At 44.2% G+C, this 22,595-nt stretch carries 18 protein-coding genes and 1 pseudogene; 10 read left to right on the forward strand and 9 right to left on the reverse strand.

All coding sequences use genetic code 11. The features are described from left to right. Positions 1-93 precede the first annotated feature (93 nt). Entirely contained in the window at positions 94-1,146 is a 1,053-nt protein-coding gene (gene queA, locus QF117_RS17745) for a tRNA preQ1(34) S-adenosylmethionine ribosyltransferase-isomerase QueA (protein WP_282389517.1), read from the reverse strand. A gap of 293 nt (positions 1,147-1,439) precedes the next feature. Here queA and QF117_RS17750 point away from each other — a divergent pair, with 293 nt between their 5' ends. Together QF117_RS17750 and QF117_RS17755 are read left to right on the forward strand one after the other, a co-directional pair. Continuing rightward, positions 1,440-3,380: a methyl-accepting chemotaxis protein gene (locus QF117_RS17750; RefSeq protein WP_282387288.1), complete on the forward strand. Its 1,941-nt coding sequence runs from the start codon at positions 1,440-1,442 to the stop codon at positions 3,378-3,380. 174 nt (positions 3,381-3,554) lie between these two features. After that, entirely contained in the window at positions 3,555-3,998 is a 444-nt protein-coding gene (locus QF117_RS17755) for a CBS domain-containing protein (protein ID WP_282387289.1), read from the forward strand. A gap of 47 nt (positions 3,999-4,045) precedes the next feature. Here QF117_RS17755 and QF117_RS17760 read toward each other — a convergent pair. Together QF117_RS17760 and QF117_RS17765 are read right to left on the reverse strand one after the other, a co-directional pair. Beyond that, positions 4,046-4,287 (reverse strand): annotated as a pseudogene (locus QF117_RS17760) (hypothetical protein); the annotation flags it as partial. A gap of 187 nt (positions 4,288-4,474) precedes the next feature. Continuing rightward, the gene (locus tag QF117_RS17765; protein WP_282387291.1) at positions 4,475-5,380 is read right to left on the reverse strand and encodes a hydrogen peroxide-inducible genes activator; all 906 of its coding nucleotides are present in this window, start codon (positions 5,378-5,380) and stop codon (positions 4,475-4,477) included. 185 nt (positions 5,381-5,565) lie between these two features. Here QF117_RS17765 and QF117_RS17770 point away from each other — a divergent pair, with 185 nt between their 5' ends. From QF117_RS17770 to glpD, 5 genes are all read left to right on the forward strand, one after another. Further along, complete coding sequence (locus QF117_RS17770; RefSeq protein WP_282387293.1) at positions 5,566-6,174, forward strand: peroxiredoxin C; 609 nt, start codon at positions 5,566-5,568, stop codon at positions 6,172-6,174. Between the two features lie 371 nt (positions 6,175-6,545). Beyond that, on the forward strand, positions 6,546-7,577 hold the full coding sequence (dapD, locus tag QF117_RS17775; RefSeq protein ID WP_282387295.1) for a 2,3,4,5-tetrahydropyridine-2,6-dicarboxylate N-succinyltransferase: 1,032 nt from the start codon (positions 6,546-6,548) through the stop codon (positions 7,575-7,577). Positions 7,578-7,917: 340 nt separating this feature from the next. Further along, positions 7,918-9,435, forward strand: a complete 1,518-nt coding sequence (gene glpK, locus QF117_RS17780; RefSeq protein WP_282387297.1) for a glycerol kinase GlpK — start codon at positions 7,918-7,920, stop codon at positions 9,433-9,435. A gap of 165 nt (positions 9,436-9,600) precedes the next feature. Next, positions 9,601-10,368, forward strand: a complete 768-nt coding sequence (locus tag QF117_RS17785) for a DeoR/GlpR family transcriptional regulator (RefSeq protein WP_282387298.1) — start codon at positions 9,601-9,603, stop codon at positions 10,366-10,368. Between the two features lie 240 nt (positions 10,369-10,608). Beyond that, positions 10,609-12,153 (forward strand): glycerol-3-phosphate dehydrogenase, encoded by a 1,545-nt coding sequence (glpD, locus tag QF117_RS17790; RefSeq protein ID WP_282387299.1) that lies wholly within the window; start codon positions 10,609-10,611, stop codon positions 12,151-12,153. A gap of 134 nt (positions 12,154-12,287) precedes the next feature. Here the strand turns inward: glpD and QF117_RS17795 are convergent, their stop codons facing one another. Then, positions 12,288-13,472, reverse strand: a complete 1,185-nt coding sequence (locus tag QF117_RS17795) for an NnrS family protein (RefSeq protein WP_282387301.1) — start codon at positions 13,470-13,472, stop codon at positions 12,288-12,290. Between the two features lie 271 nt (positions 13,473-13,743). Here QF117_RS17795 and QF117_RS17800 point away from each other — a divergent pair, with 271 nt between their 5' ends. Together QF117_RS17800 and QF117_RS17805 are read left to right on the forward strand one after the other, a co-directional pair. Continuing rightward, on the forward strand, positions 13,744-14,313 hold the full coding sequence (locus QF117_RS17800; protein WP_282387303.1) for a gamma-glutamylcyclotransferase family protein: 570 nt from the start codon (positions 13,744-13,746) through the stop codon (positions 14,311-14,313). Positions 14,314-14,371: 58 nt separating this feature from the next. Next, entirely contained in the window at positions 14,372-15,745 is a 1,374-nt protein-coding gene (locus QF117_RS17805; RefSeq protein WP_282387304.1) for a hypothetical protein, read from the forward strand. Between the two features lie 47 nt (positions 15,746-15,792). Here the strand turns inward: QF117_RS17805 and QF117_RS17810 are convergent, their stop codons facing one another. Further along, positions 15,793-16,716, reverse strand: a complete 924-nt coding sequence (locus QF117_RS17810) for a LysR family transcriptional regulator (protein WP_282387306.1) — start codon at positions 16,714-16,716, stop codon at positions 15,793-15,795. A gap of 119 nt (positions 16,717-16,835) precedes the next feature. On the opposite strand from QF117_RS17810, the gene chrA reads away from it, so the two are divergent. Further along, a complete protein-coding gene (gene chrA, locus QF117_RS17815; protein WP_282389518.1) occupies positions 16,836-17,987 on the forward strand; it encodes a chromate efflux transporter in 1,152 nt (383 codons plus the stop codon). Positions 17,988-18,142: 155 nt separating this feature from the next. Here the strand turns inward: chrA and QF117_RS17820 are convergent, their stop codons facing one another. From QF117_RS17820 to QF117_RS17835, 4 genes are read right to left on the reverse strand one after another with little or no spacing between them, the layout of a single operon-like run. Next, on the reverse strand, positions 18,143-19,162 hold the full coding sequence (locus QF117_RS17820; protein WP_282387307.1) for a tetratricopeptide repeat protein: 1,020 nt from the start codon (positions 19,160-19,162) through the stop codon (positions 18,143-18,145). 9 nt (positions 19,163-19,171) lie between these two features. Next, positions 19,172-20,116, reverse strand: a complete 945-nt coding sequence (locus QF117_RS17825; protein ID WP_282387309.1) for a type II secretion system F family protein — start codon at positions 20,114-20,116, stop codon at positions 19,172-19,174. A gap of 1 nt (position 20,117) precedes the next feature. Then, on the reverse strand, positions 20,118-21,086 hold the full coding sequence (locus QF117_RS17830) for a type II secretion system F family protein (RefSeq protein WP_282387310.1): 969 nt from the start codon (positions 21,084-21,086) through the stop codon (positions 20,118-20,120). 12 nt (positions 21,087-21,098) lie between these two features. After that, complete coding sequence (locus tag QF117_RS17835; protein WP_282387311.1) at positions 21,099-22,580, reverse strand: CpaF family protein; 1,482 nt, start codon at positions 22,578-22,580, stop codon at positions 21,099-21,101. Between the last annotated feature and the right edge of the window lie 15 nt (positions 22,581-22,595).

The raw sequence follows: 22,595 nt of genomic DNA on the forward strand, positions 1-22,595 counted from the left end.
ACAAAAACTCAGCACATGACAATAAAAAAGTGCTCTATTCATAGCTGAAAAAGTATAAATGAGCACTGCAGAGACGGCCAGTCTATCGTCGCGTTACTTGTTTTTTTTGTTGATAAACATCGCATCGCCATAACTAAAGAAGCGATACTCACCTTCGACCGCGTGTTTATACGCCGTCATGGTATTGTCATAACCTGCAAACGCACTGACAAGCATGATCAGCGTTGACTCAGGCAGGTGGAAATTGGTCACCAAGCAATCAATCAGTTGGTATTCATACCCAGGGAAGATAAAGATTTCAGTATCGCCAAAAAATGGAACCAGCTCAGTGCCATTTTTAACCGCATCTTGAGCGGCACTTTCTAATGAGCGAACAGACGTCGTACCGACAGCGATAATACGACCGCCACGAGCTTTCGTCGCTGCAATCGCGTCCACAACCTCTTGCGGGACTTCGACATATTCGGCGTGCATATGATGGTCGTTAATATTGTCGACTTTTACGGGTTGAAACGTTCCTGCACCGACATGCAAGGTAACATAAGCAAATTCGACACCCTTTTCTTGGATTTTAGCTAGAATCTCTTCATCAAAGTGCAAACCCGCTGTCGGAGCGGCGACCGCACCCGGCTTTGCGTTATAAACAGTTTGGTAACGCTCTTTATCAGCATCTTCATCGGGCCTGTCAATGTAAGGCGGCAGTGGCATGTGACCAACACGGTTTAATATCTCAAGCACTGACTGATCTGAATCAAAATGAATCTCGAACAAGGCATCGTGCCTCTCTACCATAGTGGCTTTATATTCGTCTTGTTCACCTAAAAACAAACGTGTGCCAGGCTTTGGCGACTTAGAGCAACGGACATGAGCCAGAATGCTTTTTTCATCGAGCATTCGTTCGACAAGTACTTCCAGTTTTCCACCGGATTCCTTGCGACCAAAAAGACGCGCTGGGATAACTCGCGTGTTATTGAAAACCATCAAATCGCCGGGCTCAACCAAATCAAGAACATCGGTAAACGCACGATCATTCAGATCACCATTCATGCCATCTAAATGCAGAAGGCGGCTTGCTGTACGCTCTGCTGTTGGGTAGCGAGCAATCAGCTCATCAGGGAGTTCAAAGTGAAAATCAGAAACTTGCATGGTCATCGTCTTGTCTAGTGGAAACTTGCCCTAGTCCATAGAGCCGTTAGCCGTAAGAGAACCATCAGCGATGGTTTTTACGCAGCCGACTAGTATATGCCGCTGCAACTCAATAGCAAGAGCTGTTCCTGCGTTCAAAATAAATTGTTACTTTTTTAAATGACAAAACAATCACTTAAAAATTAAATCCACAATCAATTCGTCTAATCTAATTATCTCTTCTAAACTGAAACGAAAAGCATAATAAAAACAACGTCGCTGGGCCTATTAACATTATATTTGGGTGATACAGAATGCGTTTAAAGAAACAACTCACTTACGGGTTTGGGCTGATTATTTGTTTACTTCTCATCACTTCGGCCATCTCATATTTTCGTTTTAGTGCGACAAACACAGGGTTCAACCAATATCGAGGCTTGGCATTAGGCAGTGTTTTTACAGGCCGCATTCAAGCTAATATTTTGGAAGCTCGTTTAGCCGCTAATAAATATTTGAAACATCAAAATAATGCAACTCGAGAACAGGTCAAATCTCGGCTAGATACCAGCATATCATTGCTGGCTGATGCCAAAAAACTAAAGCTCGACTCAGATCACGCGGCAGAATTTGATAACATCAGCGCACAAATGAAGGAATATGAAAACAGCTTCAATCAAGTGGTGCAATTGATCGACCAACGCAATATCTTAGTCTCTTCACAGTTAGACCCTGCAGGTTTAGCCATGCGACAATCACTTTCAGCAATAATGCAAGAAGCCTATGACACAGAATCCGTTGCTGTTGGGTTATATTCCGGGCAGTTGCAAGAAAGTATCTTACTCGGGCGTCTCTATGCAGTGAAATACCTGGTCAGCAATGAGCAAGTTGACGCTGACCGTGTGAGCGCTGAATTCAAACAAATGGTAATACGTGCTGATACATTAAAACAAGCCATCACTACCCCCTCTGAGCGCAAGTTACTAGAAAATTATCAATCCGCCTTTTCTACCTACCAAGAGGCATTTTCGTCGATTGTTAAAACCATCCAACAACGTAATGCCATTATTAGAGATAAATTAGACGTCATCGGTGGGTCTGCGGCAGCAACGATTGAAACGATCAAATTAAAAACCAAGGAACAGCAAGATAAAGTGGGTCCTAGCATGGTTGAGCAATTCAACAGTGCTCAAAGCATTTTACTGATGCTGTCGACCGCTGCGACATTGATTGCGTTGGGTATCGCTTTCTTTATATACCGAGGTATTTTAAGGGTCGTCGGTGGGGAGCCTAGTGACATTGAGAAACTGGTTCGAGAGGTGTCTGAAGGGGATCTATCTAAAGAACTGAACACCGACGGCAGTGAAACCGGTATTTATTACAATATTGTTCAAATGCGCAAAGAATTACGCCGCATTATCGAAAGCTTCCACTCTATTTCAGACAACATCTCTTCAAGCTCTCTGCAACTGGGCGATGTGATGTCACAAACCCAAGATAACGCGCTGAAAGAGTTAAGCCAGGTCGAACAAATTGCGACGGCCATTACCGAGCTATCAAGCACCGCCAGTGAAGTAAGCCAGAACGCCTCTGGTGCTGAAAGCGCCGCCAGCGGTGCCACTTCCAACGTTGCATCAGGCCAAGAAGCTCTGGACTCTTCTGATAATGTGTCACGAAATATTGAACATTCCATTGAGGAAACGACCAAGATCGTCAATCAGCTCCGAGAATACTCTATTGAAATCGGTACGGTTGTCGAGGTGATCAATACCATATCTGAGCAAACCAATCTACTTGCCTTGAATGCTGCTATCGAAGCGGCACGAGCAGGGGAGCAAGGACGCGGATTTGCTGTCGTTGCCGATGAAGTACGATCGTTGGCGGCTAAAACTCAGCAGTCAACGGTGGATATCCAGGAAATCATTTCACGATTACAAAAACAGGCTGAGGAAGCGAATCAATACATGGAATCGAATATGTCTTTGGTCAATGACTCTCGGTCTATCAGTGAACAGCTGCGGTCGTCATTTGTTGAAATTGCCAACTCAGTGACCTTGATTTCAGATATGAACACACAAGTCGCCACGGCATCAGAAGAACAATCTGGTGTGACTCAGGATATTTCACAAAATGTCTCCATAACCTTTGATATCGTGAACCAGAATGTTGAACAGGTTGGAATCAGCAAGCAAGCCAGTGAGGCGCTTTCTGCTCTCGTTGAAGAACAAAAATCTCTACTGCGTTTTTTCAAACTGTAATTCAGCACAGTTTCATTTGAATCACGCTTTTTTAGTGCCCACTTCTCTGTGGGTACTTTGTTATTTGAAACAGATCAAGGACATGACGAATAACATGGGAAAGCGGGGGAAGATCTCAGATATTCTGATGGTTTGTTTTTATAGTAAGGTTAAAGACAATAGCAGGAGGCGAATATGATTAAAGTCGAAGACATGATGACACGCAATCCCCATACACTGTTGCGCTCTCATACCCTGTCTGATGCAAAGAACATGATGGAGGCGCTTGATATTCGCCATATTCCAGTTGTTGATGCAGAAAGAAAAGTACTGGGCATAATCACCCAGCGCGGTGTGTTAGCCGCGCAAGAATCAAGCTTACAGAAATTGCCCAGTGATCAATCTTATACCCTATCCACACCGCTCAATGATGTCATGCACACTAAGATTATGACGGTATCACCGCATGCTGGTTTAAAGGAAAGTGCCAAGTACATGCAAAAACATAAGGTGGGGTGCTTACCCATTGTGGATGGTGACGAGCTGGTGGGGATTATTACCGACAGTGACTTCGTTTCGATCGCAATCACCTTACTTGAGTTGCAAGAAGACAGCGACCCTGAAGAAGCAGAAGTCTAGCCTAGAATATTAATAGCTGTTACGTAAAGAGCGTGTCGCAGCTACGATTAAAATATGGGTTTGAGTCGTGAAAAAAAGAGCAGCCTAGGCTGCTCAAACGGTGTTACTGAAGAATTTCCACCTTGAATAGTATTAGTCATTCTATCGAAGTAACCTGCCCCTACTTCTTGCTGATGCGCTACGAAAGTGTAACCTTTTTCTGCCGCTTCAAATTCAGGACGTTGAACTTTCTCAACATAATGACGCATACCTCACCTTGAGCGTAAGCATGAGCTAATTCAAACATGTTTTCATCAGTTCATAAGCATTAAGTAGACCACCGAAAACCGCTTCTGCATCGGCAACGATGGGTAGGAAGGAATCAAGCCCCCCTTCATCGGCTGGCGTAATGACAGCAGAGTAAATCGCTAGATATCAGATCAAATACAGCATAATTTCTAGCGAGTTAACAAGAAAATAGGGGCTACGACCAAACTCTATAATAGCTCAGAGACAACATCAGCTAATTGGTTAAATGTTGATGTTCGAGAAGTACTCGGCCTCCAAACAAGGCCGATGTTTCGATAAGCTTGCTGACCAGGCGGGTCAACAACAACCAAATTTTGGTTTTCAAGTAAGCCATGATCAATGGCCATTTGAGGGATAAACGTTGTTCCCAACCCATTCGCCACCATTTGCACTAACGTATGTAAGCTGGTTGCACTGAACGGATTGATTTTTTCTTTATCGGTTAATTTGCATGCCGACACAGCGTGTTCCGTTAAGCAGTGTTCTTTCTCTAATAAAAAAACAGACTCATCGGGTAAGTCGTCATATTTAATTGGCACTCGAATGGCTTCCGCCTGATGACGACTGATCACCATCCTAAATGGATCTTTCCCCACAATTTTACTGTGCATACCATCGATATCGACAGGTAACGCTAAGATAAGAACATCAAGTTCACCATGACGCAGGGCAGCCAACAGATTGGTGGTGGTATCTTCTCGTAATAGCAAATTGAGATGAGGAAAACGTCTATTTGCTTCCTGGACCAAATCACATAAAAGAAACGGAGCAATAGTCGGAATACAACCAACTTTCAACTGCCCTTGCAGGGTATCCCCTTGGCATAGCTGCCCCAGTTCAACTAAGTCTTGTCCTTTTGCTAACAGCTCTCTCCCTTGAGTCACGACCATCTCGCCTGCTTGAGTAAAAACAAGAGGACTTTTTTTGTCTTTTTTCTCATACAAAGGGCAGCCAATTAACTCCTCTAAATTTTGGATACCTTTACTCAAGGTGGATTGGCTGACAAAACACTTATTGGCAGCATCACTAAAGTGACGAGTTTCATGCAAGGTGATCAAATAATGCAGTTGCTTAAGGCTAGGCCATTTATTCATAATATAATCAATAGTTTTAGAAGTTTCTGTAATAGCAACAATCGATAAAGACTCATCGCTTTTATCGATTAACTTAATCTATTTAATTCGCTTTTTTCTATAGTAACTTTTGTACTATAGTTTGTCGCGTAGAAACGAAAGCCCAAACAAAGATGTTTGGACAACCACTTTTTAGGAGATTCAAAATGGTACTAGTAGGACGTCAAGCCCCTGACTTTACAGCAGCAGCAGTTCTAGGTAACGGTGAAATCGTAGATAACTTCAACTTTGCTGAGTTTACTAAAGGTAAAAAAGCCGTTGTTTTCTTTTACCCACTAGACTTCACATTCGTTTGTCCTTCTGAGCTGATTGCTTTTGATAACCGTCTTGCTGATTTCCAAGCGAAAGGCGTTGAAGTAATCGGTGTTTCAATCGATTCTCAATTCTCTCACAACGCATGGCGTAACACTGCTATCGAAGATGGCGGTATCGGTCAAGTTAAATACCCTCTAGTTGCTGATGTTAAACACGAAATCTGTAAAGCATACGACGTTGAGCACCCAGAAGCTGGTGTTGCTTTCCGCGGTTCTTTCCTAATCGATGCTGACGGTCTTGTTCGTCACCAAGTAGTGAACGATCTTCCACTAGGTCGTAACATCGACGAAATGCTACGCATGGTAGACGCACTAAACTTCCACGAGAAGAACGGTGAAGTTTGTCCTGCACAATGGGAAGAAGGCAAAGCAGGTATGGACGCATCACCTACAGGTGTTGCAGCGTTCTTATCTGAGCACGCTGGCGACCTTAGCAAGTAATTGATTCGGTCTCTCTACTTAAGTAGAGGCAACACCCGAGCTCAAACGGGTGATATGGTTGGACTCTCTTTAAAGAGAACATATAAAGCGAAAAGCTATAGCGCAAAGCGCACGCCAATCAGTAATAAGTAAAGTCTTAATCAAAACCCGAAGCATTGCTTCGGGTTTTCTTTTGTCTGCCGCGCACTGTCTGATAAACATTATTTTCTTAATGGGCAAACATATCTCTAATAAGACAAGACATATCGGTTTACAGACTTTCTCTTCTTTAGGGCTTTAAAGTCTGTAAGCCTCTCACTATGATGGACAGCATCAAATATAAAGCAGTGAAACTTCTCACCGCATAACCGAATATACGCATGGAGATAACTATGGCTAACTTTGCACTTGCCTTTGGTACAGCAACTAAAAATCGTGACGGGAAAATCATTGAAGCGTTCTTCCCTAATCCAGTATTGAATCCTAGTGATTCTCTGGTGAATGCTCTTGCAGCGGTTTCTGGTTACGAGCAAGGCAACCAAGCAATCGAAATCTCAGCAAAACAAAGTGCCGAACTAGCAACGGCCTTTGCTGCCAATGGCGACGTAGCTAATGCTTCTTTTTCAGAAAAAGCAGCGTCTTCTGAGCAACCACTGATATTAGTTATATTAGCGACAGACGAAAAACCACAGTCAGTAGCCGAAGGATTCTTAAAGCTACAACTTATCTCTAACCGTTTAGTTCAGCCGCACGGTACGGTTCTGGATGGCATTTTTGGCCTGCTGCACAACATTGCATGGACAAACGAAGGCCCTATCGATCTTCCAGAATTGTCTGAGCGTCAAATTGAAGCTCGCTTAGCGGGTCGTGCATTGAGTGTCGATTGCGTAGACAAGTTCCCTAAAATGGTCGATTACGTTGTACCAACAGGTATCCGTATTGCTGACACTTCACGCGTTCGTCTGGGTGCGCACGTGGGTGAAGGCACGACAGTTATGCACGAAGGTTTCATTAACTTCAATGCTGGCACGAAAGGCGTGAGCATGGTTGAAGGACGTATCTCTGCTGGTGTTGTCGTGGGTAATGGTTCTGATATCGGTGGTGGTGCGTCTATTATGGGAACGCTATCTGGTGGCGGTACTATGGTTATCTCTATTGGTGAGAACTGCCTACTTGGTGCCAATGCAGGGCTGGGTTTCCCAATGGGTGATCGCTGTACGGTTGAATCTGGCCTCTATGTAACAGCAGGAACGAAAGTTCGCATGCTAGACAAAGAAGGCAACGAAGTAGAAATCATCAAAGCTCGTGACCTGGCAGACGTTTCTGATCTTCTGTTCCGTCGTAACTCTGTGACGGGTCAAATTGAGTGCCTAGCAAACAAATCAGCGGTTGAGTTGAACTCTGAGCTACACAGCAACAACTAATGAGATCGCATCTGGTTTAATTTTGTAACAGCCTCCTCGTGAGGCTGTTTTTGTTTTACTTTGTTATTTCGACTGGCTAGATCTATCCCGGCTTCGTCTTTTATCTTTCGTCCTTCTTCTTTCTTCTTTCTTCTTTCTTCTTTTGCAGCCTAAACTTATAACGACACGTATCCTTTACAATAAAACACTTTAAGTTAACAAAAAATAACGCGCTAACGCTCACTTTTAAAGTTCGTTTATTTTCGTTTTCATCCAAACGTGCACAATATGGCTTTAACGATAATTTTAATCATAAGCATATCAATTAAGATACCTATGATAAAACAACAGGAAACTTATCATGGCTGAGCAGAAATACATTGTTGCGTTAGACCAAGGAACAACCAGTTCTCGCGCGGTCATTCTCGATCATGACGCTAACATCGTCAGTGTTTCTCAACGTGAATTCACTCAGATTTACCCGAAAGGCGGCTGGGTTGAACATGACCCACTTGAAATATGGGCGACACAGAGTGCGACCCTCGTTGAAGTTCTAGGAAAATCGAGCATTCGTAGTGATCAAATCGCCGCCATTGGCATTACCAACCAGCGCGAAACGACGGTTGTCTGGAATAAAGAGACCGGAAAGCCCGTATACAACGCCATTGTTTGGCAATGTCGACGCACGGCTAGCATTTGCGAAGAGCTCAAGGAACGTGGTTTGGAGCAATATGTACAAGACACGACCGGCTTGATTCTTGACCCTTACTTTTCCGGCACAAAAATAAAGTGGATTCTCGACAATGTAGAAGGCGCACGAGAAGATGCCGAAGCGGGTAAACTTCTGTTTGGAACAGTGGATACTTGGCTAGTATGGAAAATGACTCAGGGCCGCGTACATGTGACCGACTACACCAACGCGTCTCGCACCATGCTATTTAATATCAACGATTTAACATGGGATGAGAAACTTTTAAACGAGTTAGGTATACCTGCGTCAATGATGCCCGATGCACGACGCTCTTCAGAGATCTATGGCGAGACCAACATTGGAGGTAAAGGCGGAACACGAATTCCTATTGCAGGCATCGCAGGAGACCAGCAAGCGGCCCTTTATGGCCAAATGTGTGTGGAAGCTGGGCAAGCGAAAAACACTTACGGGACAGGCTGTTTTTTATTAATGAACACGGGGCAAACCAAGGTCTCCTCTAAAAACGGTCTGCTTACTACGCTCGCTTGTGGCCCTAACGGTGGGCCAGCCTACGCGCTTGAAGGGGCTGTCTTTATGGGCGGAGCTTCTATTCAATGGCTTAGAGACGAAATGAAGCTGCTGTCTGACGCTAAAGATTCAGAGTATTTCGCCACTAAAGTCGACTCCTCTAATGGTGTTTATGTCGTACCTGCTTTTACTGGATTAGGTGCCCCATATTGGGATGCGTACGCAAGAGGTACCATTGTTGGCCTAACACGTGGCGTGAACTCAAATCATATTATACGCGCCACACTCGAAGGTATTGCTTACCAAACCCGTGATGTTTTAGATGCCATGCAAGCAGACTCTGGAATTAAACTGTCGTCACTTAGAGTCGATGGCGGCGCTGTTGCCAATAACTTCTTGATGCAGTTCCAATCGGACGTACTCGATACGGAAGTCCACCGGCCAGAAGTCACTGAAGTCACCGCAATTGGTGCCGCTTATCTGGCTGGCTTGGCGGTGGGATACTGGGGGAGCGTCGATGAATTGAAAGGAAAGGCGGTACTCGATAGAAGCTTCATTCCACATCATGACGAAGAGAAACGAAATCGCCGATACAAAGGTTGGAAACGTGCCATTAAATGCACACAAGCTTGGTCAGAATTGCGCGATCTCGAAGACTAGTCACGCTTTATGATTAAAACGAGCGCTGTTACGCGCTCTTTTTGCGTTTTAAGACAAATAATCACCTATCTATTCTTCAAAGTTCACGCGCTCTCACGCACAATAACCCCAAATATAATCTTGAAGCGATATTCAACCGTCCACGCTCAAGACTAGGGGTCATCAATGAAACAAATACCAAGACACCAGCAGATCATTGAACTGGTAAAAAAACAAGGCTATGTCAGCACTGAAGAACTCGTCGAGCAGTTTGATGTTAGCCCACAAACAATAAGACGCGATCTGAATGAGCTCGCCAATGAAAATAAGATTAGGCGCTACCATGGTGGAGCAACGATTCCATTGAGTTCAGAAAACACCGCTTATAACACTCGTAAGAACATGAACTTCAACGAGAAGGATGTTATTGCTGATGAACTGGTTAAGCACATCCCAGACGGTGCAACGCTCTTTATCGATATAGGCACGACACCCGAAGCAATCGCTCGAGCGCTCAATAAGAACCATAAACGATTAAGAGTTGTCACCAATAACCTGAATGTCGCGACCATTTTGCTACCCAATCCAGAATTTAATGTCATTCTGGCTGGCGGTGAAGTGCGCAATAGAGATGGCGGCATCGTTGGTGAAGCAACGCTCGACTTCGTCAAACAATTCCGCTTAGATTTCGGCATACTGGGTGTTAGCGGCATTGACTATGATGGCTCACTACTGGATTTTGACTATCATGAAGTGCGAGTAAAACAAGCCATCATCGAAAATAGCCGTAGCGTTTACCTCGCTATTGACCACAGCAAGTTTGGTCGCAACGCCATGGTTAAGCTTGGCAATGTGTCACAACTCCACATGCTCTTCACCGATAAAGAGCCGCCGAAAGCGATTTCTAGCATATTGAAAGAGCACTCCATTCCACTTGAAGTGGTCGAAAACTAGATCGAGTACGCGATGACTTTTGATGATAGCAATATTCAACGGCTATCACTTTAAACCTCTACGCACACGCTAGAGGTTTTTTTATGCCCAAACCATTCTATTTCATATCTAACCACTCTGTTTGTTTCTAAATTAGACAAAACGCGCATTAACGAAAATAAATGATGATCACAAACGAAACCTGAGTTACGATTGCTTTATGTTCAAAAATGCTCGTTCGCTCACAAAGAGGCATAACACATGAGTACTCAACACAATAACACGACAACCCTAGACATGATCATTATTGGCGGGGGGATTAATGGCGCAGGGATCGCCGCCGATGCAGCAGGTCGAGGTTTATCTGTGGGCCTCTATGAAGCCAATGATTTTGCATCAGCGACCTCTTCAGCCAGTTCGAAACTGATTCATGGTGGTCTGCGTTATCTTGAACACTATGAATTTCGCTTAGTCTCAGAAGCGCTAGCAGAGCGAGAAGTGATTCTGAAGAAAGCGCCACATATCGCCCTTCCTATGCGTTTTCGTTTGCCTCACCGTCCCTTTTTACGCCCAGCGTGGATGATTCGCTGTGGGCTATTCCTTTACGATCACTTAGGCAAACGTACGACCCTACCCGCCAGTCAATCTGTCGACTTGGCAAAATCTGGGTTGTTTAAATCAGAGATAAAAAAAGGATTTGAATACTCAGACTGTTGGGTGGACGATGCTCGTTTGGTCTTGTTGAATGTCTTGGCCGCAAAAGAAAACGGTGCCGATGTACGTAATTACTGTCGAGTTGAAAAAGCACACAGAAAAGATGGACTATGGCACGTGACAATCCATGATGTGACAACCGATCAGCGTTTTGAGCGAAAGGCAAAGGCGCTGGTCAATGCCGCTGGGCCTTGGGTTAAGCAGTTCTTTGATGATGGATTAGAGCAAACCTCCCCTCGCAATATTCGATTGATCAAAGGATCTCATATTGTCATCCCAAGAATTCACGATGAACCGAAAGCCTATATTCTACAAAATAAAGACAATCGCATTGTTTTCATGATCCCTTACTTAGATAAGTTTTCCATCATTGGAACAACCGATGTGGAATATCAAGGCGATGCACGTGAGGTGGCTATATCCGACGATGAAGTCGATTATCTCATTGATGTGGTGAATCAGCACTTTGTCACTCAAGTAAGCTCTGAGGATGTTGTTTGGGCCTACAGCGGGGTTCGACCGCTGTGTGACGATGAATCCGATTCTCCACAAGCTATTACCCGCGACTATACGCTAGAGCTTGAATCAAAAAGTAATCAAACGCCCCTGCTTTCCATTTTTGGCGGCAAACTCACTACGTATCGTAAGCTGGGTGAAGCGGCGATGAATAAACTTAAGCCTTTCCTGAGCAATATGGGCGAAGAATGGACAGCAGCCCACAGCCTGCCTGGGGGGAACTTTAGCTGTTCCAGAGAGCAACTCGCTCACACCATTCATGCCCAGTATTCATGGTTACCTGAAGCGTTAATCCTTCGCTATGTTACCCAATTTGGTACCGACACTCGCAAGCTTCTTGAAGGCACGACAAGCCAAGCCGATTTGGGCACTCAATTCTCTAAAGAGGCACACGGGATCTACCAGCGAGAAGTGGATTACGTGATTGAACATGAACTGGCTCGCACCTCAGAAGACATTCTATGGCGCCGTACTAAACTGGGATTATACCTAGATCAAGAGGAACAACAGGCGGTTCAGCATTATGTTGATGCGACGGTTCAGCAAAAAGTCGTTCAGTTATCACAGGTCAGTTAGCGTCTAAAAAGTACTGATCGAATAGATAATTCAGCACACAAACGGTAAAGGCTTAACATCTATAATCTGTTAAGCCTTTATTTTAAAAGTCCCTATTTCAAAAGTCCCTATTTCGAAAAATAGAAGTCATGTCGTTACCCTGGATGACCATCAATTCTAGGTTTCAGCAACATATGACCAAATCGGACGATGTACATGGCGAATGCCAAGATCCATAACCCACCGCTAATATTGACCATCATCATTAACTGTTCAGGGAAGAATGACACGCCCACACTTCGAATCAACGCCGCCATCACTAATGCAACAAACGCGACCGTCATATTGGGTCCTTTGTAAATGTCACGTCCGGTATGACCCATAGTGACTCGCGCAATCATTGCCAAAATAACGCCAGCCAAAGCTCCAATGGCAAACAAGTGTATGAGGCTGTGGCTAACAAACGGGTTTTGCATCAGGCCGCGTAATATCAGACTTATGGGTAGACACAAGTACGCGACATGCAACGACCAGACTAAAGGCTCACTTAAGGTTAACCAAGGCTTCCAACGCATAACGCGCACTAACTGGGCTCCCCCTGCAATCATCATTAACGGTTGGCCTAGTTGAGCAAACGTTAATGGGAAAAAACTGAGAATAAACAACCCCGCCAAAGGCACATTTGCCCCCCACTCTAACCAAGCAAGTGGCTGTGATTTTTCAAAATTGAAGCGTCTCGCGGTAAAAAATGGAATGACCCGTCCTCCCATTACAGATAACAGTATGGCAAACCACCACAACATCGCTTGCCAAACCGCAGACGATGGGAACGGTGGCAATCCTTTGATCGTCGCATAGCTCGCGAAATTGGCGGCAATAGCAAGAATAAACAACGGTACGAAGAATAGGTTGCGCCACCCTTTCGCTTTAACAACCCGAGTAGTAATTTCAAAGGCTGCAAACGCTAGAAACAGAGCTTCAATGCCAGACACCAACCAAAGAGGAGCAGGTGTCCAAAACAACACTCTTGGTAATAACCAGAGCAGCACTAATATCGCTAAACGATGGTGTTTAGTGCCATTTATTCCCGTCCAGTTTTGCACGGCAGTCAATACAAAACCCACCACAATTGCCATAGCAAAACCAAACAACATTTCATGCACATGCCACCAAAGCGAGGGAACCCTCAGCGCTTGCGGTTGGCCGGTTTGAAACATCCAAACCCAAACTGCGATTGCAATAACAGCGTACACACTTCCCAGCAAAAAAAACGGACGAAAACCTAAACGCAAATAAGCAGGGATCGCTTCTTCTACTTTTTTATCGGTAATATTGAGCAAATCAACTCCTAAACGACCTAGTTACCAACAAGGGCAACGGTGTGAATAATGATAATAGTAAGTAGATAGCATTTATCGAGCCAATCTTAGATGCGTTATCACTCAACAGAACAAGCAACAGACTAAGAATAAAAGAGTCATAATGACACCTTAATTTAGTGTCACTATGACTCTATAGATTACTTTTGACATCGTGAAGATTAGTCATTTTGAATAAGACGTGATAGCGTCGAATTGGCAACATCAATGTATAACGAAGGAGAGAGAATCAATGTACATTTTTGGCTATGGTAGCTTAATGAACTCAGCCTCAAGAAAGTTAACCGGACAAACAGGGAAAACCATCCCTGTTATTGTGAATGGATTGGTTAGGTATTGGGGCAAGATTGACGACAGTTATATTTTGTCTCCCCTTGTTGTCAATAAAGGTGAAGGGAAAGTTAACGGAGTCTTGCTAAAAATTGACGACGTCGCATTGGCTGATTTTGATCGTCGAGAACGAGGCTACCATCGCATTCAGGTCAATCCAAAACAAGTCGAAGTAAGTACTCTCTCTTCAAACGATTACCAACTCGAAGACGATTCCGTTATTTGGGTCTACGTAAAAGACAAACCGGAGCCACCCTGCTCATTGAGCCCCATTATGCTGACCTATGTCGATACGGTATTGGCAGGATGTTTAGAGATCTCCGAAACCTTTGCTAAGAATTTCATTGATCATACCCTTGGTTGGAATTTCCCAATTGAAAATGATCGACATGCCCCAAAATATGGCAATCTAGCGGGCGTCGAGCCTGAACACCACCAAACCATCGATGCATTACTGAGCAATATTCTCTAAAATAAGTCCGTTAAGATTGGTCTACACTTTTATAACAAGCAATGCTTAGTAAGGGTGTATGAAACAAGCACAGTTACCCAATAGAATACTGCTTTCTGGTATTTTTATCGGTTGTCTATTTTTTAGCTTTAATACCGTGATGACTCGCGGGGCATCGCTTTGGATGTATGATTCGAAGCGACTATTTGTTTGTGCTGTGATTATTGTCTTTTGTCTTGGTCTGACTTTATTTAAAAATCATCGACTCTCTTTCTGGTCTACTTTCAGCATCGTCACCCCACTGTGTACGATACTCGTCATGAGCCTATTTACCTTTGCGGCCATTGCAAACTGGCAACGAGTCTATGTTTGGAGTGCGCAAGAGAATTTCTTTTATGTATTAGGGTTGGCGATTGTCGCAACGTGTTTGGTTCCCATACTGCGGCAGCATCGCGTTTTGGTGTACCAATACTTTTCTTGGATTTCTGTTTTCTTATTCTTATCCATCGCTTCAGTATTTTGGTTTAGAGCTTACTACCAACTGCCTGATTCGATTCATTCCATTTTAAACCCGAGATTTATCAATCAAGTACAAATATGGGTGTTAATTCCTATTTTCTACCTAACCATCATTTGTACACGTAAGCAACATTACCACTACGCGATGCAAATTCTGTGTGCGCTTAATGTCACCACCATTTTAGCGACCGATGCTCAAGGTATTGCGACCGTTGGAGTTATCGCTATTTTACTATGGGCTTGGCTAGAGGGAAATTGGCGTAAAGAGATCACCCTGCTCTTAATCCAATCCATTATTTTTGGAGCCGTATTTCAATTTCTCTTACTCTCACCCGTGCCTGAGTGGGTGTTGTATGGCAACGCATTTACCTGGAGTACAATAAAAACAGAGTCTTCTGGGCAGGTGACACTGTGGCTAGAAGCGTTCTCACGGACTAGCTTTTGGGGATTGGGTGGCGATTCATTTATTTGTTTAAAGGAAAGTTTTTCTCAGCCTTCCAGTGGATCAAATTGGAGCCACATAAGTTGGGGGCTTATCCCTCTTTTCGCCTATCTTATTTTATTGATTTATGGTTTTCGCTCTGTCGTTAAAACGAAAAATCAAATGGTTAGGGTAACAGGCCTTAGCCTAATGATAGGCTTGAGTTATAGCCTGTTCTCAGGCGTGTTGGACTCTCCTATCAGCCAACTTCTTGGCGCGTTTAGCATAGCGATGTACTGGGCGAGTATGAAGCCAACACCTAAGAAGATGCACCACGCAACTCTCTATCAGCATGCCGTGATCATTAGCTTATCTGTATTGTGTATATTCTTCATTACAAACAAAGTGAAACAACGCGTCGATATTTACCCGCAAATACAGCAAGCAACAGAACTCAAAACTCAGCTATGGCTAGGTTACCAGTGCCTACTTCCTCAGCAACCGAATGAGTAACTGAAACTATGTCATGCAGTACGCGCTGACTAAATAAACAGCTTTGCCTAAACCGTGTTATGAGCCTTTACAACCTGACAAACAAGGTTACGTAACCAGAGGTTTTTGTCGTCTTTTTGCTTGCTCACTCGCCACAGTAACGATATGTCAAAATCTGGCACCTCGATAGGTGGTGGTGTTGTCGTTAAACGGTCATTAAATGCATCTGTTTTTGCCATAAGCTCAGGCACAATAGCAACCAAACGACGACCTTTAAGTAAACTGCGTATGGTCAGGAAATTACGTGATGCAACGGTCACTTGGCGAGTGTACCCCAGGGCTTCAAGCCGTTTATCCACCTGTGTTGAAAGCACCCCATCTGAGCTCACGAGTGCATGATCAATATGTGAAAACGCGTCGACCGTCAGTTTACCTGCCACATCAACCTGAAGCGGATCATATAAACACACGTGCTTTTCGGTATAGAGCTTTTGTGATTCGAATTGCTCATCCACTTGAATCACACTGCCAATCACCGCATCCAGTTTCTCTTGCTCTACGACTTTGATGTAATTGTTTCTATTTACATTGATAAAACTGACCTGTGCTTTTGGCGCACTATGACGAATCGCATCATAAAGAACGGGCGCATAAATAAACTCAGCGTAGTCGGTTAACCCGATACGGCACACGCCGCCATATTTTTCAGGATCAAATCGCTCTTTGGCCAAAAGCTCCGATGAAATCGAGTCCAGTAATCGAGAAATAACAGGAGCAACATGATGGGCATATTCCGTGGGCTCCATGTTGTGCCCTTTTCGTTCAAATAGGCTGTCGTCAAAGAGTCCCCTCAAGCGTGACAGACTATGGCTCATCGCAGACTGACTGACAAAGCTCTTTTCGGCTGCTAGGCTGACACTGCGGTACTGATACAACTGTGAAAAGGTGACCAGTAAATTTAAATCGATGTTTTTCCAGTTTATTTCACTCACTAACTCGCTATCCCATATAATTCATAATTATGATTAAAACTATTAATTTGAATCATTTTAGTACATTCAATACAGTGTTGCAGAATCTATTTAGTCAACAAATCATGTCGAGATAAATGATGTTATCTATTTTTAAAATCTTCTTTGCTTTAGGTTGGATAAGTTTTGGTGGCCCTGCGGCTCACATAGGCTATTTTCGCAATGCATTTGTGGAAAAACGAAAGTGGTTAGACGACCAAGAATACGCACAAATCGTTGCGCTTAGCCAGTTTTTACCCGGCCCTGGTTCGAGCCAAGTTGGGTTTGCTATCGGCTATAAACGAGGAGGAATAGGCGGGGCATGCATGGCCTTTTTAGGATTCACTCTGCCTTCTATCTTTATTATGCTCGCGCTCGCTGCTCTCAGTAGTCAATTGACGGAACATTCCTTATTTCAAAATGTAATCCATGGTCTGAAGCTGCTTGCCGTTGTGGTTGTCGCGGACGCGGCTTGGGGAATGTATAAAAACTTTTGCCAGCAGACGTTAACCGTCGCCCTCTGCATAACAACAGCCGTCGCGCTCTTGGTTATGCCCAATATTGCGACCCAAATTCTAGTGTTATTCATATCGGCACTCATTGGGGTGAAGTACTTAGCAAAACCGAACCTGGATGCTTCTTCGCCATTTAAGCCATCAATATGGCCGTTGGCCCTGTTTGTTGTATTCCTTGCCGTGCCTTTTGTCACGCCTTCTTTATTTGGTTCGATCCAGAGTATTGCTCTATTCAGTGATTTTTTCCAAGCGGGGAGCCTAGTATTTGGCGGCGGCCATGTCGTACTTCCACTGCTGCAAAATATTGTCGGCGACCAATTAAGCTCAGATGCTTTTCTCACTGGCTATGCAGCCGCTCAAGCCGTTCCAGGGCCAATGTTTACCTTTGCTACTTATATTGGCTACGAAATGCTACCTGAAAGCCCTGTTATCGGTGCCATCGTTGCCACTGTTGCTGTTTTTTTACCGGGTTTTTTGCTGCTACTTGGGGTACTGAAAAATTGGCAGCAACTGGCCAGTAAACCCAGCGTATCAGGAGCAATCAGTGGCGTGAATGCTTCGGTGGTGGGTTTGCTGATTGCGGCTCTGTACCAACCGGTCTTTACCAGCGCTATTTTCAATGGGTGGGATATGGCATTCGTCGTCGTCGGACTCTTTCTTTTAAAACAACTCAAATTGCCGATTGTTTGGATGGTTGTTTTCTTTGCTTTATCTGGTGTGTTGTTAGGACTGGTTTAATAAAACTATAGTAGGAGAGCGGCTTGATGCGACCTGCACTGTGGCTCTCCTACTCGTTTGTGTTCATTACCCTCTATCACTAAACGAATACAAATAAACGAACGCAAATAAACGCATTCGTTTAAAGGTATACATTAACTGGCGCAAATACAGTCTTACTGAGAGGCCTCATCCATACCTTCTTTCACTCTGACTTCCGCTAACGCTCTTTCGAGGTTTTCGTTGGCCACCTTATAGTAAGATGGCTTTTTATCGATCGCTTGCTGTAAATAGGGTATTGCTTTGTCTGGTTTCCCCTGAAGAATGAGGAAGTAACCGACATTATTCAATGCTTCAGCGGCCTCCATTTGACGCATAAAGACGTTGATTGCACGCTTAATCTCTCCTTTGCTTAGGTAGATTAACGCCAGATTATTCTGTGCTTTTTCATTATCCGGCTCCTGCTCTAATGCCGACAAGGTGTATCTCAACGCTGTTTTGTAATCGCCCGACATGTAATACGAATAGCCTGTGTTTATTTGCAATTTCACCGAACGAGGATCAATCAATAATGCCTTTTTATAAAAAGTCTGAGCCAACACATGATTCGCTTTAACATCGGTTAGTACACCTAATCCCATATAAGCGTTCGCGGGGGATACGTTATCAATGTGCAGCGCTGCAACGTCTTCGGGGTTAACGAGATCATCCTGGCTAAGTGTTATAACACTATTGAGACGCACTTGATCCGCATTAAGGGCTCGTAAGTAATAGCTATACCCTAGATCTACCTCGCCTTGTTTTGTGTAAATACTGCCAAGCTGCTCAAGCACTTTGATGTTGTTTGGATTTTCTTCCAACGCGATCGAATAGGCTTTACCTGCTAATGTAAGGTTGCCACGAGACTCATGGATCCGCCCAATATTATACAAAGATTGATCATGGTATTGTTTCTCAGGAAACGACAGCGATCGTATGTATTCATAGAGTGCCAAATCGATATTATTTCTGCTCAGCGCAATATCACCTCGCATAATGGCTTCTTTTTCATTAAGCGGTGGGGCATCCGATGTTAGCGTATCAATTGGCCGTCCATCGTATAAAGTCGCTTCAAAGCCCGGCGTTTCAGGTTCGCTCGCACAAGCCGTTAATAATAAAAACAACGCCATGCTCGTTAGTGTTTGATATCCTTTCATAATCACTCCTTACTGACCTAGCGTTGATGTGAGACTCAACATGGATGGCCCAATTGCGACGATAAAAAAGCATGGCCAGATAAAGAGCAACAACGGAAAAATCATTTTTGTTGGAATTTTTGCGGCAATTTCTTCAACTTCTTGATTGCGACGATCACGAAAATCCTCGGTATATTCTCGTAACGTTTGGGAAATGCTCCCACCGATCCGTGACGCATGCGCTAACATTTTGACTAAGCCGGTAATTTCTTCCACGCCCGTTCTCTCGACGAGATCATCAAAAGCATCCGACATTTCAACCCCAGCTTTAATCTTGCCACACACGGTATCTAGCTCGTCAGCAAATTCTGGATGAGAAATCATCAACTCATCCGCGACTCTTCGTAGCGCAGAATTAAACCCGAGACCCGATTCGGTACACACCACCAGCAAGTCGAGAGCATCCGGGACTCCTCCTCGCACTTTTGATTGACGTTTTTTGACCATACGATTGAGCGCCATGTTAGGCGCAAACACACCAAACGCCACACTGAAAATCATGGCTAGCCTTAGATTACTCATGTCTGGAACAAAAAAGTACAGTGCACCCGCCATCATCACACCGATGATGAAACTGAATATTTTAATCGCATAAAAGAGGGTTAGCGCATCCGCTTCATGGTATCCCGCATGCATCAATTGATGGCGAACACTTTCACGCTCTTTCGAGTTTGAAGGTGTCATCATGGGCGCTAGCGACTCTAGCGTATTATCAATTTTCCGAGATTTCTTCAGCTTTTGACCACCCGATTCATTCCTGATTTCTTCTAGTTTTCTCTTAATCGGAGATTTCACTCCAAAAAAGATGAACGCGACGGTCATGATCGACAAACTGGTAGAGACGAGAATGAGACCCAAGAAAAACAGTTCATCGTCTATTTCTATGTAATTAATAAAATCGAGGAGGCGTTCCATGTTACACCTCAAAGTTGATGATGTTTCGGATCCATATCGAACCCAAAAATAGGCTGACTATCCCACCACTGACTAAGGTCATTCCTCTCGGATCTTCATACAATGGCTCTACGTACGTAGGGTTAATGAGCGACATGAAGATAAAAAGGATGAACGGGGACAACACCAGTATCCACGCAGACAACCGGCTTTCCGCTGAGATGGTTTTAATTTTTCTCTGCAATTTAAATCTAGCCCTAAGCACATGAGAGACTTTTTCTAGATTTTCAGACAGGTTTCCTCCCGTCTCTTTTTGCAATAGCACCGCACTAGAAAACGCCAACATAGAAACAGTCGGTGTTCTTTCCGCCATCTGCATAATCGCGAGGCGCATATCGTACCCATAGTTGAGTAAGTTGAAGGTGTTTTTAAACTCAATACCAATTGGCGCGGGCATCTCATTGCCAACTTCATTAAAGGCCTGAGTCACCGGCTGACCCGCTTGAAGCATACGTCTCATAATATCGAGAGCATCTGGCAACTGTTCTTCAAATGTCGCAAGCCGTTGGGATATTTTTCTCTGGATCATCATGTGCATCAAGACCCAAGAGCCGAAGAAAGCGGCGATTTCAACAAACCATGGTTGCCCCATGAAAATCAAAACCATCGATGAACTAGAGGCAATCAAAAAAGTCACCGTGAGCGTCTGAATGAGTGTCCAATCGTAACCAGAAAGCTCAATATTCTTTTTCAAATTAGAGAGAAATTTTATCTGTACAAGCTTTCTGTCTGTTGGCGTTAAGCTCTTTAAATAATGCTCATGAAGAAGCGAACGCGTGTCTTCATCAAGATTAGACTGAGATTCCTTTAACCTCTCCGAGAGTTCTTTATGTTTCGCTTTACTCCCTGCGGCCGGTAATATCAGTGCCTGAGAAATAAAGACAACCGCAAAAAAGAGCAAAACATAAAAGAGGGTGACATCATCGCCCATAGCCTGTTACTCCTATTGATAGGTCTCGTTGAAAATTTCAAAAGGCATATGCAGCCCTTTTTTTGACAACTGATCGTGGCAAGCGGGAACAACACCCGTCGCGGTAAAATAGCCAATCACTTTGCCATCTTCATCCATACCTTGACGTTGAAACTTAAATATTTCTGACATGGTGATGATTTCACCTTCCATGCCATTGATCTCCGAAATACTCGTCATACGACGCCCACCATCTTCCTGACGCTCCATCTGAACCACTAAGTGAATGGCGGAAGCGATTTGCGATCGGAGATTTTTCGTCGAGATATTCCACCCTGCCATTGAAAACATATTTTCAACACGACTGAGTGCATCCCTTGGGGTATTCGCATGTATTGTGGCCAATGAACCATCATGCCCAGTATTCATTGCGGCCAGCATATCCACAGCTTCACTGCCACGCACCTCTCCGAGTACAATCCTGTCGGGCCTCATACGCAGGGTATTTTTCACTAAGTCTCGCTGGGTGATTTCCCCTTTACCTTCAAGGTTAGCAGGGCGAGTTTCAAGACGAACGACATGAGGTTGTTGCAACTGAAGTTCTGCTGAATCTTCAATGGTAATGATTCGGCAATCGCTGGGGATAAAGCTCGAAAAAATATTCAGTGTGGTGGTTTTTCCAGAGCCCGTACCACCAGAAATAAGGATGTTTAACTCGCCATGCACCGCTGCCTCAACAAATTTAGCCATCGGCTCAGACAGCGAGTTGTAACCCAGTAAGTTGTCCATGGTGAGTTTGTCCACAGCAAAACGGCGAATAGAGACGGAAGGCCCATCTAAAGCAAGCGGAGGAATGATGGCATTGACACGTGAGCCATCCGCAAGACGGGCATCGACCATTGGGGATGCTTCATCAATACGACGGCCAACTTGGCTAACGATTCTATCGATGATGTTTCTTAAATGCCGATCGTCTAAGAAAGTGTATGGGGTGGATTCTAATTTACCTCTGCGTTCCACAAAGACACTTTTGGGCCCATTCACCAAAATATCCGATACGGTGGGATCGTGAAGAAGCGGTTCTAAAGGCCCAAGGCCAAAGACTTCATCTTCAATTTGAATGATCACCCGCTTTCGGCCTTCAGCACTTAATGCATGAGTTTGATCGTCTGCCATTAATTGAACAATGGCATCATGAAGATCTTTTTTAGCTCGCTCTTTTTCTAAGCTAGCGAGCAATCCAAGGTCCAGAGTTTCCAAAAGACGTTGATGATAATAGTGCTTGGTTTCGAGCTCTTGTTCTAGCTGCTTTTTTGCATCGTCTACCGCTTTATCTTTCTCTTGAAGGTCCCGTGCCTTTCGTTCGGCTATGTTTTTAGACAGCTCGACTTCTTTAGGCTGAGAATCATCAGGCCCCGCTGCTTCGCCAGTTTCAACTGTCTTGGCGAAATGACTATCGACCGAAGCCAGCTTTTCCTGTAATTCAGGGTTAATATTTTTCCGTTTAAAAAACATGCAACCTCCCTATTC

The organism is Vibrio sp. YMD68 (assembly GCF_029958905.1).
Taxonomy (GTDB): Bacteria; Pseudomonadota; Gammaproteobacteria; order Enterobacterales; family Vibrionaceae; genus Vibrio.

Coding starts and splice junctions, on each gene's coding strand:
- chrA (WP_282389518.1), top strand. CDS start 16,836: ATGTTATCTATTTTTAAAATCTTCTTTGCTTTAGGTTGGATAAGTTTT.
- QF117_RS17770 (WP_282387293.1), top strand. CDS start 5,566: ATGGTACTAGTAGGACGTCAAGCCCCTGACTTTACAGCAGCAGCAGTT.
- glpD (WP_282387299.1), top strand. CDS start 10,609: ATGAGTACTCAACACAATAACACGACAACCCTAGACATGATCATTATT.
- QF117_RS17755 (WP_282387289.1), top strand. CDS start 3,555: ATGATTAAAGTCGAAGACATGATGACACGCAATCCCCATACACTGTTG.
- QF117_RS17785 (WP_282387298.1), top strand. CDS start 9,601: ATGAAACAAATACCAAGACACCAGCAGATCATTGAACTGGTAAAAAAA.
- QF117_RS17830 (WP_282387310.1), bottom strand. CDS start 21,086: ATGGGCGATGATGTCACCCTCTTTTATGTTTTGCTCTTTTTTGCGGTT.
- QF117_RS17805 (WP_282387304.1), top strand. CDS start 14,372: ATGAAACAAGCACAGTTACCCAATAGAATACTGCTTTCTGGTATTTTT.
- QF117_RS17820 (WP_282387307.1), bottom strand. CDS start 19,162: ATGAAAGGATATCAAACACTAACGAGCATGGCGTTGTTTTTATTATTA.
- glpK (WP_282387297.1), top strand. CDS start 7,918: ATGGCTGAGCAGAAATACATTGTTGCGTTAGACCAAGGAACAACCAGT.
- queA (WP_282389517.1), bottom strand. CDS start 1,146: ATGCAAGTTTCTGATTTTCACTTTGAACTCCCTGATGAGCTGATTGCT.
- dapD (WP_282387295.1), top strand. CDS start 6,546: ATGGCTAACTTTGCACTTGCCTTTGGTACAGCAACTAAAAATCGTGAC.
- QF117_RS17835 (WP_282387311.1), bottom strand. CDS start 22,580: ATGTTTTTTAAACGGAAAAATATTAACCCTGAATTACAGGAAAAGCTG.
- QF117_RS17750 (WP_282387288.1), top strand. CDS start 1,440: ATGCGTTTAAAGAAACAACTCACTTACGGGTTTGGGCTGATTATTTGT.
- QF117_RS17825 (WP_282387309.1), bottom strand. CDS start 20,116: ATGGAACGCCTCCTCGATTTTATTAATTACATAGAAATAGACGATGAA.
- QF117_RS17800 (WP_282387303.1), top strand. CDS start 13,744: ATGTACATTTTTGGCTATGGTAGCTTAATGAACTCAGCCTCAAGAAAG.
- QF117_RS17765 (WP_282387291.1), bottom strand. CDS start 5,380: ATGAATAAATGGCCTAGCCTTAAGCAACTGCATTATTTGATCACCTTG.